The 13,543-nt window shown below is 70.8% G+C and carries 8 protein-coding genes; 2 read left to right on the top strand and 6 right to left on the bottom strand.

What is annotated here, in order from left to right:
- Window positions 1–103: 103 nt before the first annotated feature.
- The gene (locus GZ998_RS05690; RefSeq protein ID WP_308807172.1) at window positions 104–1,471 is read left to right on the top strand and encodes a PLP-dependent aminotransferase family protein; all 1,368 of its coding nucleotides are present in this window, start codon (window positions 104–106) and stop codon (window positions 1,469–1,471) included.
- Window positions 1,472–1,506: 35 nt separating this feature from the next.
- Here GZ998_RS05690 and uvrA read toward each other — a convergent pair whose 3' ends face one another.
- Window positions 1,507–4,359 carry an excinuclease ABC subunit UvrA gene (gene uvrA, locus GZ998_RS05685; protein ID WP_162679546.1) on the bottom strand — a complete coding sequence of 951 codons (2,853 nt, stop codon included), beginning with the start codon at window positions 4,357–4,359 and terminating at the stop codon, window positions 1,507–1,509.
- A 402-nt stretch (window positions 4,360–4,761) separates the two neighbouring features.
- Here uvrA and GZ998_RS05680 point away from each other — a divergent pair, with 402 nt between their 5' ends.
- Entirely contained in the window at window positions 4,762–5,046 is a 285-nt protein-coding gene (locus tag GZ998_RS05680) for a YciI family protein (protein WP_161923976.1), read from the top strand.
- A gap of 72 nt (window positions 5,047–5,118) precedes the next feature.
- Here GZ998_RS05680 and GZ998_RS05675 read toward each other — a convergent pair whose 3' ends face one another.
- The 5 genes from GZ998_RS05675 to GZ998_RS05655 form a co-directional block, all read right to left on the bottom strand.
- Entirely contained in the window at window positions 5,119–7,608 is a 2,490-nt protein-coding gene (locus tag GZ998_RS05675) for an HAD-IC family P-type ATPase (RefSeq protein WP_162679545.1), read from the bottom strand.
- A 60-nt stretch (window positions 7,609–7,668) separates the two neighbouring features.
- Complete coding sequence (locus tag GZ998_RS05670; RefSeq protein WP_162679572.1) at window positions 7,669–8,727, bottom strand: TerC/Alx family metal homeostasis membrane protein; 1,059 nt, start codon at window positions 8,725–8,727, stop codon at window positions 7,669–7,671.
- Window positions 8,728–9,038: 311 nt separating this feature from the next.
- The gene (uvrB, locus tag GZ998_RS05665; RefSeq protein ID WP_161923974.1) at window positions 9,039–11,135 is read right to left on the bottom strand and encodes an excinuclease ABC subunit UvrB; all 2,097 of its coding nucleotides are present in this window, start codon (window positions 11,133–11,135) and stop codon (window positions 9,039–9,041) included.
- Between the two features lie 58 nt (window positions 11,136–11,193).
- Complete coding sequence (gene coaE, locus GZ998_RS05660; protein WP_219109330.1) at window positions 11,194–11,781, bottom strand: dephospho-CoA kinase; 588 nt, start codon at window positions 11,779–11,781, stop codon at window positions 11,194–11,196.
- 90 nt (window positions 11,782–11,871) lie between these two features.
- The coding region (locus GZ998_RS05655) for a hypothetical protein (RefSeq protein ID WP_257505288.1) at window positions 11,872–13,543 on the bottom strand (1,672 nt) is incomplete at its 5' end.

Below are 13,543 nucleotides of genomic sequence, written 5' to 3'. Positions count from 1 at the left end.
CGTCCGGACCACACTGAAGGCAATTCTTTGGACCACCGGATAGTCTGGCCCGGACGCGTGGTCGGCCGATGCGGCCGGTTCAACAGTTTTGGGAGGCGTTCCGGTGCTCATTGACCGCAGGCAGCCGCTCCCCCAGCAGGTGGTGGTGGACATCCGCGGCCGCGTCGCGCGCGGCGAGCTCGCGCCCGGGGATCCGCTCCCGGCGACCCGGGCGCTGGCGCGCGAGCTCGGCATCTCCCGCGGCAGCGTCGTGACCGCCTATGAGCAGCTCGTGGCGGAAGGCTTTCTCACCGCCACGCACGGCGGCACCCGCGTCAACCCGGAACTGCCCCGGCCGGTGCCGCAACGGCGTGCACGCGCCTCCGGGACGCCGGCGCCGTCTCAAGCCTCCGAATTGCGGCCGGGGGCGCCCGTCACCGGGGTGCTCACCACCGGGCTGTGGCGCGCCGTCTGGCGGGCCGCCGCCGCGGATCCGCGTCCGCACCCCGCCTCCGGTTCCGCCGAGCTGCGCGAGCTCCTGGCCACGCATATTCGGCGTACCCGTCAGGTCGACGTCGATCCGGCACGCATCCTGGTCACCGCGGGGGCCCGTGACGGCTTGCGGCTGGCCCTGAGCGTGCTCGGTGGCCGCGGGGGCGCCTCGGGCGCGGGGGTGCTGGCCGTCGAGGAGCCGGGGTACCCCTCGCTGACCGGCATTCCCAGGGCGCTGGGCTGGCGCACGGTCCCGATCGACACCACCGCCTTCAGGGACGCTTCCGCCTCCCCGAGTCTTCCCGCCGGGACGCAGGCGGTGCTGGTCACGCCCAACCACCAGTTCCCGTGGGGTGAGCGCATGCCCGCCGGGCAGCGCCTGTCCCTGCTGGCGGCCGCGCGTCGGGCGGGAGCCATGATCGTCGAGGACGACTACGACGCCGAGCTGCGCAGCGCGCCCGCGCCCCTGCTGTCCCTGGATTCCGGTGAACAGGTCATCATGCTCGGCTCGTTCGCTAAGACCCTCAGCCCCGCCGTCGGCCTGGGCTACCTGGTGGCGCCGGAGGAGGCGGTGGCGCGGATGCGCCCGTTGTGCGTGCCCGTGTCCGGCATCGTGCAGGACGCGATGACACGCTTCCTGGCCCAGGACGGTCTGCGCCGCCACGTGGCCCGCGCGCGGCGGATCGAGCGGCAGCGGCGGGCGCTGTTCACGGAGGTGTTCCCGGAGGGCGTGCCCATGGAGGGCGGGCTTCACGCCGTCGTCCTGCTGGCGCCGCACGCGGATGAGGCGGGTGCCGTGGACGCGTGTCACCGCGCGGGCCTGGGGGTCTCCGGGATCTCGGCGTACTGGGTCTCCCCGAGGGCCTCGGCCGGCCCGGGCGTAGTGCTCGGACTGGGCGCGCGCACGCCCGAGCACCTGCGGGAGCTGCTGGTGCGGCTGCGGGAGGTGCTCACTCCCTTCGGTCTTCGCCCCCGGTCGGGGCGCGCCGCCCGGGACTAGCGGAGCCGGCCCGTAGCCCGGGGCGTCGGAGCCGGTCAGCTCGCCGCCCGCCGCTGCTCCAAGACCTCCTTGAGGTAGTGGCCGGTCCAGGAGCCCTCGACCTCGGCGACCTGCTCGGGGGTGCCGGTGGCAACCACGGTGCCGCCGTCCTTGCCGCCCTCCGGGCCCATGTCGATGATCCAGTCGGCGTTGGCGATGACATCCAGGTTGTGCTCGATCACCACCACGGAGTTGCCCTTGTCCACCAGCCCCTGCAACACGCCCAACAGCTTGCGGATGTCCTCAAAGTGCAGGCCGGTGGTGGGCTCGTCCAGCACATAGATGGTGCGGCCGGTGGAGCGGCGCTGCAGCTCGGTGGCGAGCTTGACGCGCTGGGCCTCGCCGCCGGACAGCGTGGTGGCGGCCTGCCCCAGGCGCACGTAGCCGAGGCCGACCTCCACCAGGGTGTTCAGGTGGCGGGCAATGATGGGGGTGGCGGCGAAGAAGTCGGCCGCCTGGCTGATGGTCATGTCCAGGACGTCGGCGACCGTGGCGTCCTTGTAGCGGATCTCCAGGGTCTCCCGGTTGTAACGGGCACCGCCGCACACCTCGCAGGGCACGTACACGTCCGGCAGGAAGTTCATCTCGATCTTGAGGGTGCCGTCGCCCTTGCAGGCCTCGCAGCGCCCGCCCTTGACGTTGAAGGAGAAGCGGCCGGGGCCGTAACCGCGCACCTTCGACTCGGGCACGGAGGCGAAGATTTTGCGGATGTGGTCCCACACACCCGTGTAGGTGGCGGGGTTGGAGCGCGGCGTGCGGCCAATGGGCGACTGGTCCACGTGCACGACCTTGTCCAGGTTGTCCAGGCCACGCACGGTCTTGTGGCGTCCGGGCACGCCGCGGGCGTGGTTGAGGCGGTTGGCGAGCACCTGGTAGAGGATCGAGTTGACCAGGGAGGACTTCCCGGAGCCGGACACGCCGGTGACGGCGGTGAACACGCCCAGCGGGAAGGTGACGGTGACGTCCTTGAGGTTGTTCTCGCGGGCGCCGACGACGGTCACCGCCCGCCCCTTGACGGGCTTGCGGCGACTGGCGGGCACCTCGATGGCGCGGCGGCCCGCCAGGTAGTCGCCGGTGACGGAGCCGGGGGCCTGAAGCAGGCCGGCGACCTCGCCGGCGTAGACGACCTGGCCGCCCCGCTCCCCCGCCCCGGGGCCGATGTCCACCACGTAGTCCGCCGAGCGGATGGTCTCCTCGTCGTGCTCGACGACGATCAGGGTGTTGCCCAGGTCCCGCAGGCGCTCCAGGGTGTCGATCAGCCGGGTGTTGTCGCGCTGGTGCAGGCCGATGCTGGGCTCGTCCAGCACGTACAGCACGCCGACCAGCCCGGAGCCGATCTGGGTGGCCAGGCGGATGCGCTGCGCCTCGCCGCCGGAGAGGGTGGCGGCGCCGCGGGACAGGCTCAGGTAGTCCAGGCCGACGTCGACGAGGAAGCCCAGGCGGGCGGCGATCTCGTTCAGGACGCTGCCGGCGATCTGGGCGGCCTGGCCGGTCAGCTCCAGCCCGGCCAGGAAGTCGCGGCACTCGCTGATGGACAGGTCGCACAGCTGGGCGATGGACTTATCGCCCACGCGCACCGCCAGCACCTCCGGCTTGAGCCGAGTGCCATTGCAGACGGGGCAGGGGATCTCCCGCATGTACCCCTCGTAGCGGTCCTTGGACCATTCGGACTCGGTCTCGTCGTGCTTGCGCATGACGTAGTTGAGGGCGCCCTCGAAGCCGGTGGAGTAGATGCGCTCCCGGCCCCAGCGGTTGCGGTAGCGGACCTTGATCTCGAAGTCCTTGCCGCGCAGGATCGCGTCCTTGGCACGCTCGGGCAGGGCCCGCCAGGGGGTGTCAACGTCGAAGGACAGCTCCTCGCCCAGTGCCTTGAGCTGCCGGGTGAAGTACTTCTGGTGGCTGGCCCAGGGGGCGACGGCGCCCTCGGCCAGGGTGAGTTCCTCGTCGGGGACGACGAGCTCCGGGTCGACCTCCAGTCGGCTGCCGATGCCGGTGCAGGCCGGGCAGGCGCCATAGGGGGCGTTGAAGGAGAAGGTGCGCGGCTCCATCTCGTCCAGTTGGAGGGGGTGCTCGTTGGGGCAGGCGCGCTTCTCGGAGTAGCGGTGCTCGCGGCCGGGGTCGTCCTCGGGCAGGTCCACCAGGTCGATGATGACCAGGCCATCGGCCAGCCCCAGGGCGGTCTCCACCGAGTCGGTCAGCCGCTGGCGGATGCCCTCGCGTACCACCAACCGGTCGACGACCACCTCGATGTTGTGCTTGAGCTTCTTGTTCAGGGCGGGCACCTCCCCCAGGCGGTGGGTGGCGCCGTCGACGCGCACGCGGGAGAAGCCGCGGCCCTGCAGCTCGGTGAACAACTCGGTGTACTCGCCCTTGCGGCCGCGGATCACGGGGGCGAGCACCTGGAAGCGGGTGCCGTCCTCCAGCTCGCGGATGTGGTCGACGATCTGCTGGGGGGTCTGGGAGGAGATGACGGCGTCGCAGACGGGGCAGTGCTGGACGCCGGCGCGCGCGTACAGCAGGCGCAGGTAGTCGTAGACCTCGGTGACGGTGCCCACCGTGGAGCGGGGGTTGCGGGAGGTGGACTTCTGGTCGATGGACACTGCCGGGGATAGGCCCTCGATGAAGTCGACGTCGGGCTTGTCCATCTGGCCGAGGAACTGGCGGGCGTAGGAGGACAGCGACTCCACATAGCGGCGCTGCCCCTCGGCGAAGATCGTGTCGAAGGCGAGGGAGGACTTGCCCGAGCCGGACAGGCCGGTGAAGACGATCATCTTGTCCCGCGGGAGGTCGATGCCGATGCCCTGCAGGTTGTGCTCGCGGGCGCCACGGATGATGAGGGAGTCGTTCACGGGGTCAGAGTGTAGGGCCAAGGACCCGCCTTCGTACACCCGTTCGACTGTGTGAGGCGAAGCGCTGGACACGCTTCTGCCAGGCGCCGGCGCCGCCACCCTCATAGTCCCCTCCGGCGCGGCCTCGACGGCCCGCTGGCGCCGCTGGCCGCCCGTACACGTCTCACCGGTCCCGCGCCCGGCACCACCGCCAAGGCTCCAGAGCCGCTACTCCCGCCCCTTCCTGGGCGGCGGGGAAGACGTTTTACGACCTTGGGGTACGTTTTACGACCCCGGGGTGGTCGTGAAACGTACCCCAAGGTCGTGAACTGCGAGGACCGGCCGCGACAGGTCTCCCCCACGGGCACGGACAGGAACCGGATCACCCGCCACGGCCGCGGCCCGGTGGCTTAGGCTGGCGGCATGAGCAAGATCTTCGCCGTCGAGTACCACTACGTCACCGACCAGGACGAGGCCATGGCCGCCCTCCGCCCCACCCACCGCGCCTTCAACGCCGCGCTGGCCGAGCGGGACCGGCTGCTCGCCGCCGGCCCCTACGTGGGCACGCACGACGCGCTCATCGTGGTGCGCGCCGACGACGCCGCCGGCGCCCTGGCCCTGCTGGAGGAGGACCCCTTCAACCAGGCGGGCTTCATCGCCGAGCGCATCCCCCACGAGTGGAACCCGGTGATCGGCGTCCTGGCCTGACGGTCTCTCATCTCCCGGCCTTCCTGCCTTACGGCCCGAGCCGTCGCCCACGCCCGCCGCGGCTAAGCAGGTTCAGTTCACCAGGCCGCGGCCATGCAAGTATGCGACCAGGCGCGGGCGCAGCAGGTATACCGCCTCAATGCCCGCCACCGCGGCGGCGGAGACGATCAGTACGACCCACCAGGTGCCCGCCGCGGGCCAGGCCAGCAGGAAGAAGTCGCGCACGGCGGGCACGAACACGCCCAGCACCGCGATCCCGGCCATCGCCACCACCAGTCCAAGCCGCCAGCCCAGCAGCGGCCGGGCCGTCAGCGTCAACAGCCACAGTCCGGCGCACACCAGCACCAGGGTGGCGCCGGTAGTCACCTGCGCGTCCGCCGCCCCGGATGCGACCAGCCAGGTGCGGGCCGCCAGGGTGGCGCTGCCGGCCACCAGCCCGGCCGGAACCGCCAGGGTCAGCACCCGCCCCAGGAAGCCCTCCCGGTAGCGGCGGGAGTTGGGGGCCAGGGCGAGTATGAAGGCGGGGATGCCGATGGTCAGGGACGACACGATGGTCAGTTGCCGCGGCAGGAACGGGTAGGCGATGGCGGTCAGGGAGACCACCACGGCGATCAGCGAGGCGTAGACGGTCTTGGCCAGGAACAGGGAGGCGATGCGCTCGGTGTTGGCCATGACGCGCCGACCCTGCGCCACCACACCCGGCAGGGCGGAGAACTCCCCCTTCAGCAGCACCAGTCGGGCCACCGCCTTGGTGGCGGGCGCCCCGTTGCCCATGGCGATGCCCAGGTCGGCGTCCTTCAGGGCGAGGGCGTCGTTGACGCCGTCGCCGGTCATGGCCACCACCCGGCCCCGGGACTTGAGTGCCTGCACGAAGGCGCGCTTCTGCTCGGGGGTGACTCGCCCCAGCACGCTCGCGCCCTCCAGGGCGTCGGCCAGCCGCTCGGCCTCCGGTCCGTCCGGGTCTGCCTCCTGCGGCAGAGTGCGGGCGTCGACGGCGACCGGCTCCCCGCCGTCCGGCCCGGTCACGCCCGCCCGGCGGGCCACGGCGGCAACCGTGTCCGGGCTGTCCCCGGAGATCACCTTGACCTCAACTCCCTGCCCGCGGAAGTAGTCCAGGGTCTGGGCGGCGTCGGGGCGGATCTCCTCGGCCAACACCACCAGCGCCGCCGCCTCCAGGCCACCGGGCAGCAAATGGTCCTCGGTGCCCTCACCGCAGGGCTCGCTCGCACGCGCCAGTGCCACCACCCGGGCGCCGTCGGCGGCGCGCTCGCGCGCCCGGGCCACCACGGCCTCAGCGCCGGATGCGGTGGCGAGCACGATCTCGGGGGCGCCGAGCACCCAGGTGGTGGCGTCGTAGCGGAGCGCCGACCACTTGCGGCGTGAGGAGAAGGGCACGGCCGCCTCCACCGTGCGGGCCCCGGCCGCGGCGGCCCGCTCCCCCAGGTACCGCTCCTCGGCCAGGCCGCGGGCAATGGCGACAGCGGTCGCATTGGGGTCTTCGCCGTCGCTGAGGGCCGCCAGCGCCTCCAGCACCTCCCGGCCCGGGGCGCCGCCGTCGGGGGCGGTGACCTCCTCCAGGCGGATTGCTCCGGTAGTGATGGTGCCGGTCTTATCCAGGCACAGGGTGTCCACACGGGCCAGCACCTCGACGGCGGGCAACTCCTGCACCAGTACGTTGCGGCGGGCCAGCGCCAGGGATGCGGTGGCGAAGTTGACCGAGGTGAGCAGCACCAGCCCCTGCGGCACCATGCCGACCACGCCCGCGATCCCGGCGACCAGTGCCGCCTGCCACTGCCCGGAGGTGAGTGCGTGAGCCACGCCGCCGTTCTGCCGCAGCTGCGACCAGAACAGCAGCAGGGCGACGGGCACGATCACCCAGGAGATCCAGCGCAGCACCCGGTTGGTGCCCTCCTGCAGTTCGGAGGTGACCACCGAGTAGCGGCGCGCCTCCCGGGCCAGCCGGTGGGCGTAGGCGTCGGCGCCGACCGCCGTGGTGCGCACCAGGGCAGTGCCGGCGGTGACGGTGGTGCCGGACATGACCCGGTCGCCGGCTTCGGGGCGCACCGGGTCCGACTCGCCGGTCAGAATGGACTCGTCCACCTCCAGGTTGTCGCTGCTCAGCACCACCGCGTCCGCGGGCACCTGCTCGCCGCTGCGCAGCCGCAGCACGTCGTCGAGCACCACCGCGGCCACCTCCACGTCCTGCTCAACCCCGTCACGCAGCACATGCGCACGGGGCGCGTCCAGGACGGACAGCCGGTCCAGGGCCCGCTTGGCACGCACCTCCGCAATGGTGCCGGTGGCCGTGTTCAGCAGCAGCACGAAGCCGAACAGGGCGTCCTTCCAGGAGCCGAACAGCAGGATCAGCACCAGTGCGGTGCCCAGGATGGCGTTGAACACCGTGAAGACATTGGCGCGCAGGATCGCGGTGGCCGAGCGCGAGGTGGTGTCCCGGTAGGCGTTGGTCCGCCCGGCCGCTACGCGCTGGGCGACCTCCTGGCTTGTCAACCCGGTCGTATCCGGAACCTCGGCGGGCGCGGTCGTGGTGGGGGTGGTGCTCACGGGGTCAGCATGTCCTGCCTGGCGCGGAACTTCCTGAGAGGCTTTCCGCGTGTCCGCGGCTCAGGCGCCAGACCGAGCCTTTACTGCGCGCTCGGACGCGCCCGTGCCGCCGGTACCTGCCGCTACTTCCCGCGCGGCCCGGCGGCGGGAGACGAGCACGGAGGCACCCACGGTGATCAGGATGACCACCACGATGAAGCCGAGCGAGAATCCGATGTCAGGCTCGGGCACGACCTCCCAGGGCTCACCGCCGTTGATGAAGGGCACCTCATTGGTGTGCAGGGCGTGGTTGACCAGCTTGAAGCCGATGAAGGCCAGGATGGCGGCCAGCCCGTAGTGCAGGAAGATCAACCGGTCCAGCAGCCCGTCGATCAGGAAGTACAGCTGGCGCAGGCCCAGCAGGGAGAAGGCGTTCGCGGCGAATACCAGGTAGGGCTCACTGGTCAGGGAGTAGATCGCCGGGATCGAGTCGACGGCGAACATGACGTCTGCAGTGCCGATGGCGATCACGCACAGCAGCATGGGCGTGATCATGGTGCGGCCGGCGTGCCGGTGGATGAGCTTGCCGCCGACGAAACCGTCGGTCATAGGCACGACCTTGGCCACCATGCGCACGAAGCCGGTGGGCCGGTACTCCTCTTCCTCGTGTGCCTCGGGCTCCTCCACGCCCTCCCGGGCCTGGGACAAGGCGGTCCATAGCAGCCAGGCGCCGAACAGGTAGAAGATCCAGGAGAAGTTCTCAATCAGCGCCGCGCCCGCCAGGATGAATGCCAGCCGCAGGAACAGGGAGATGATGATGCCGGCCAGCAGCACCTCCTGCTGGTACTTCCGGGGTACCCGGAAGGCGGCAATCATGATGACGAACACGAAGAGGTTGTCGATGCTCAGCGCCTTCTCGGTGATGTAGCCGGCGAAGTACTCCTGCCCGTAGGTGCTGCCCCAGATCGCCCACACGATGCCGCCGAACACGACTGCCATGGCGATATAGCCGATCGACCACTGGGCCGCCTCCTTGAGAGAGGGCTCGTGCGGGGTGCGCACGTGACCGACGATGTCGATCGTGATCATGGTGATGATGATGGCGGCGAGGGCGAGCCAGCCGAGGGCGTGGACATCCACTACATGTACCTCCGGTACGGCGCTAGTACCGGAGGTCTCCTCCCGCCAGGGGCGCATGGGTTGCGCCTGTCCTCTGGCCTGCGACGCCGGGAGCCGGGGCTGCCGCGGTGCGGTGCCGGTCCGGCCTGCCGTGATGACGACGTCGCCGTTGCTGGGAGTACTCCCCTCCGTATGGGCTTGTGCCCCGAGTCTATCGCCGTGGGGTGCCCGGCCCGCCAGCCCCGCACGCCCTGAAACGGTGTGTGCTTGCCGACGTCGACGGCGCCGCGTTCCGCCTCGGGGCGGCCGGGCAGGGTGGCCGCGCAGCCGCCTCAGGCGGTGGCCCGCATGTCCCGCAGCTCCTTCTTCAGGTCCTGGATCTCGTCGCGCAGCCGGGCGGCCAGCTCGAAGTGCAGGTCCTCGGCGGCGGCGTGCATCTGCTCGGTCAGCTCCTGGATCAGCCCGGCCAGGTCGGACTGGGCCGCACCGGCGAGCTTCTCGCGCACGGTGGCCTCGGCGGCCTGCTTGCGGCGGGAGACGACCTGCTTCTCCTCGTGCCCCCGGTAGCCGCCGGCCAGCAGCTCGGCGGTGTCCACGTCCTCGCGGGCGAGCATGTCGGTCACGTCCGCGATCTTCTTGCGCAGCGGCTGCGGGTCGATGCCGTGCTCGGCGTTGTAGGCGAGCTGCTTGGCGCGGCGCCGTTCGGTCTCCTCAATGGCCTCGGTCATGGCGGGGGTGACCTGGTCGGCGTACATGTGCACCTCGCCGGAGACGTTGCGGGCGGCCCGCCCGATCGTCTGGATCAGCGAGGTGGACGAGCGCAGGAAGCCCTCCTTGTCGGCGTCGAGAATCGCCACCAGCGACACCTCCGGCAGGTCCAGGCCCTCGCGCAGCAGGTTGATGCCTACCAGTACGTCGAACTCCCCCAGCCGCAGCGAGCGGAGGATCTCCACGCGGCGCAGCGTGTCGACGTCGGAGTGCAGGTACTCCACGCGCACCCCCCGGTCGGCGAGGTAGGTGGTCAGGTCCTCAGCCATGCGCTTGGTCAGCGTGGTGACCAGGACGCGCTCGTGCTTGTCGACGCGGCGACGCACCTCCTCCAGCAGGTCGTCGATCTGCCCCTCGGTGGGCTTGACCACGATCTTGGGGTCCACCAGCCCGGTGGGGCGGATGATCTGCTCCACCACGCCGTCGGCGCGCTGGAGCTCATACGGGCCGGGGGTGGCGGAGAGGTAAACGGCCTGCCCCACCCGGTCCTCGAACTCGGAGAAGGTCAGGGGCCGGTTGTCCAGGGCGGAGGGCAGCCGGAAGCCGTGGTCCACCAGGGTGCGCTTGCGGGAGGCATCGCCCTCGTGCATGGCGCCGATCTGCGGGACGGTCACGTGGGACTCGTCGATCACCAGCAGGAAGTCCTCCGGGAAGTAGTCCAGCAGCGTGTTGGGGGGCGTGCCCGGGGAGCGGCCGTCGATGTGCATCGAGTAGTTCTCCACGCCGGAGCAGGTGCCGATCTGGCGGAGCATCTCCAAGTCGTAGGTGGTGCGCATGCGCAGCCGCTGCGCCTCCAGCAGCTTGCTGTCGCGCTCCAGCACCGCCAGGCGCTCGGCCAGCTCCTCCTCTATGCCGGCGATGGCGCGCTCCATGCGCTCGGGCCCGGCCACGTAGTGGGAGGCGGGGAACACGAACACCTCCTCCACCCGGTCGATGACTTCCCCGGTGACCGGGTGGAGGGTGGCCAGGGCGTCGATCTCGTCGCCGAAGAACTCCACCCGGATGGCCAGCTCCTCGTACATGGGGATGATCTCCACCGTGTCCCCGCGCACGCGGAAGGTGCCGCGGGTGAAGTCAATGTCGTTGCGCGTGTACTGCATGGTGACGAAGCGCCGCAGCAGCTCGTCGCGGTCGATCTGCTCCCCCACCCGCAGCGGCGTCATGCGGTCCACGTACTCCTGGGGCGTGCCCAGGCCGTAGATGCAGGACACGGAGGAGACCACCACCACGTCCCGGCGGGTGAGCAGGGAGTTGGTGGCGGAGTGGCGCAGCCGCTCAACCTCGTCGTTGATGGAGGAGTCCTTCTCGATGAAGGTGTCCGTCTGGGGGACGTAGGCCTCCGGCTGGTAGTAGTCGTAGTAGGAGACGAAGTACTCCACTGCGTTGTTCGGCAGCAGCTCCCGGAACTCGGCGGCCATCTGGGCGGCCAGGGTCTTGTTGGGCTCCAGGATGAGGGTGGGGCGCTGCACCTGCTCCACCAGCCAGGCAGTGGTGGCCGACTTGCCGGTGCCGGTGGCCCCCAGCAGCACGATGTCCTTCTCCCCGGCGTTCAACCGTTCGGCCAGCTCGGCGATGGCGGTGGGCTGGTCGCCGGAGGGCGTGTAGGGGCTGATGACCTCGAAGGACTTCTCGGCGCGGCGCAGGTCGGTGACGGGACGCATGGCCCCAAGGCTACGCGGAGCCCGTTAGGGCGGTGAGGGCACGGGCCACTGCGGACCACTAGTCAGCTGCGGGCGCAAGCCGGTTGTCCCACAGCTCCTTGACGGCTGCGGCGAGTTCCTCCAGGGAACCGGAGTTGGGCACCACGACGTCGGCGACGGCGCGCCGCTCGGCATCGGTGGCCTGGGCGGCAATGCGTGCCAGGGCCTGCTCCCGCTCCAGGCCACGGCGCCCAAGGCGCTCCAACCTGGTCTCCAGCTCCGTCTCCACCACGACGACGACGTCGAACATGCCCTCCATCTGGCCCTCCACCAGCAGGGGCACGTCATAGACGGCAACCTGGCCGGCCGGCACGGCCGCCAGGCGTGACCAGGCCTCGGCGGCCACGAGCGGCAGGATGATCTCCTCCAGGCGAGCGCGGCGCAGCGGATCCGCAAAAACGAGCCGGCCGAGCGCGCGCCGGTCCAAGACGCCGTCCGCAGTCAGCAGCTGCTGCCCGAATTCGGCCACGACGGCGGCTAGCCCCTCGGTGCCGGGCTCGACCACTTCCCGGGAAATCACGTCAGCGGACACAACCCGGGCGCCGTGTGCCGACAACAGGCGAGCGACCTCGGACTTGCCTGCGCCGATGCCGCCGGTCAGCCCCACGTACAGGGCGCGCCCTGCGGGTCGGGAGCGGCGCGACTGGTGTGGTGGTACGGGGAACGCGGCAGTGCTCATAACCACATCATGCCCGGTTCACTGCGGGTCGGCACGGTGGCGGCCGCCCCGACCACGAACGTACGGGGCTATGGCCGCCTCAACCGCCTCGATTCGGTCGGCAGTCCCGGCCGGCGGTGTCTTGCAGCGCTCAAGCTGCTCGCGGCAGCGTTTGCAGGCCTCCCTGGCCGCAGCGGCGCAGTCGTGGTCGTCCTGTGCACCGGCAGCCAGTCTCTCTGCGAGTGCGGCCAGGGCCGGGGCGCTGGTCTCGGGGTGCCCAACCGCGTCTACGAGAGTCCCGATGCGCTCTCCTATACGGCCCGTCGGCCAGGTTCCCACCAGCTCGTCCACGCGCGCCCAGTGCGAGGCCACCGCCGCCTGATCCTCGCGGGCGTCCGCGCTGCGGGCCGCGGTGGCCAGACAGGCGCAGGCCAGCTCCACCCATCCCTGCGACAGGCACAGCTCAGTGGTGTCCAGGGCCTCACGCTCAGCCCTTTCGCTTGCTCCGAGTTCCAGCAGCAGCCGGGCGAAGGCAATGCGCAGGTCGACAACCGTCTCCAACTGGGAGTCGTCGACAACCTCAGCCAGGGAACGACTGACGGTCTCCGCCGTGGTCAGGGCCCGTTCATGCACCGCCTCCAGGCCGTAGCCGCGGGCAAGCACCAGCAGGCGGTCGACTTCGGCCAGCAGGGAGCGGTGGTCTGCCAGCCGCCGTGCGTCCACGGCCGGACCGGTGACGGTGCCGTATGACCGGCCGGCCAGGCTCGCCGCCTCCGCAGCCATGCGTGACTCGACCCGGTAGGAGACTCCATTGTTTCCATTGCGCCTATCAAAGCGCGCCGCCAGGGACCGGGCGAAGGCGGTGACGGCGTCGTAGGTGCGGGCGACCGTCTCCCAGCCCGTGACCTGGGGTAGAGCCACCCAGGGGTTGTCCCAATGCAGACGCGTGCCGACGGCGTTGGAGCCGTATCCGGCACGGTTGGCTTCACGCAGCACCAGGCTCACGCCTACGGCGGCATTGAGCAGGCTCCAGGCGCTGGTGCCGTCGGCGGTGGTGTCGGTATGACGTAAGCGGGCCAGGCCCCTCTCCCACTGGCCGGACAACCCCAGGTACTCCAGCTCATCCCCCAACAAGCGCAACCGCAGCGGCTCCGTCATCTCCAACGCCGTCAGCGAGGCCAGGGCGTCCTCAGCCTCCACTCGGCGCCGCTGCGCCAGGTAGGGCAGGAGGCTCGCCGCCAGCCCCAGCGCGGTCAGTGCCGGATCGGCGTCGGGGCGGGTGGGGACCGCTGTCGTCGTGCGGAGCACACCGGAGTAGTCGTCGTGCAGGCGGGCGGTGGCCAGGGTGGCGCCGACGTCGACGGTGCCGAAGGAGAACAGGCGTGCCACCCGCAGGTGCTCCAAGGCATCATCACGCTGCCCGAAGTATGTGCACAGCTCCACCTCGGCGTAGCGCAGCGGCAGCGCCGAAAGCCCGGCGCTCCTGCGCACGGAGCGGCAGGCGGCGATGGCGGCGTCGATCTCAACGCTGGGCCGCTCAGGATCCTCACCCAGTCCTGCCAGCCAGGTGCGGTCTATGGCAGACAGCGACTCCGCAACCTCCTCGGCCGCACGGCCCGAGGGCTCATCTGCGGGCGGCTCGGCGACCACTAGCTCGTACAGGCGCTGCTGCACCTGCGGGCTGCGTGGGTCACCGATATCCCGTATGAGG

The organism is Actinomyces sp. 594 (genome assembly GCF_019325145.1).
Taxonomy (GTDB): domain Bacteria; phylum Actinomycetota; class Actinomycetes; order Actinomycetales; family Actinomycetaceae; genus Actinomyces.
This window is presented reverse-complemented; position numbering and strand designations above follow the sequence as displayed.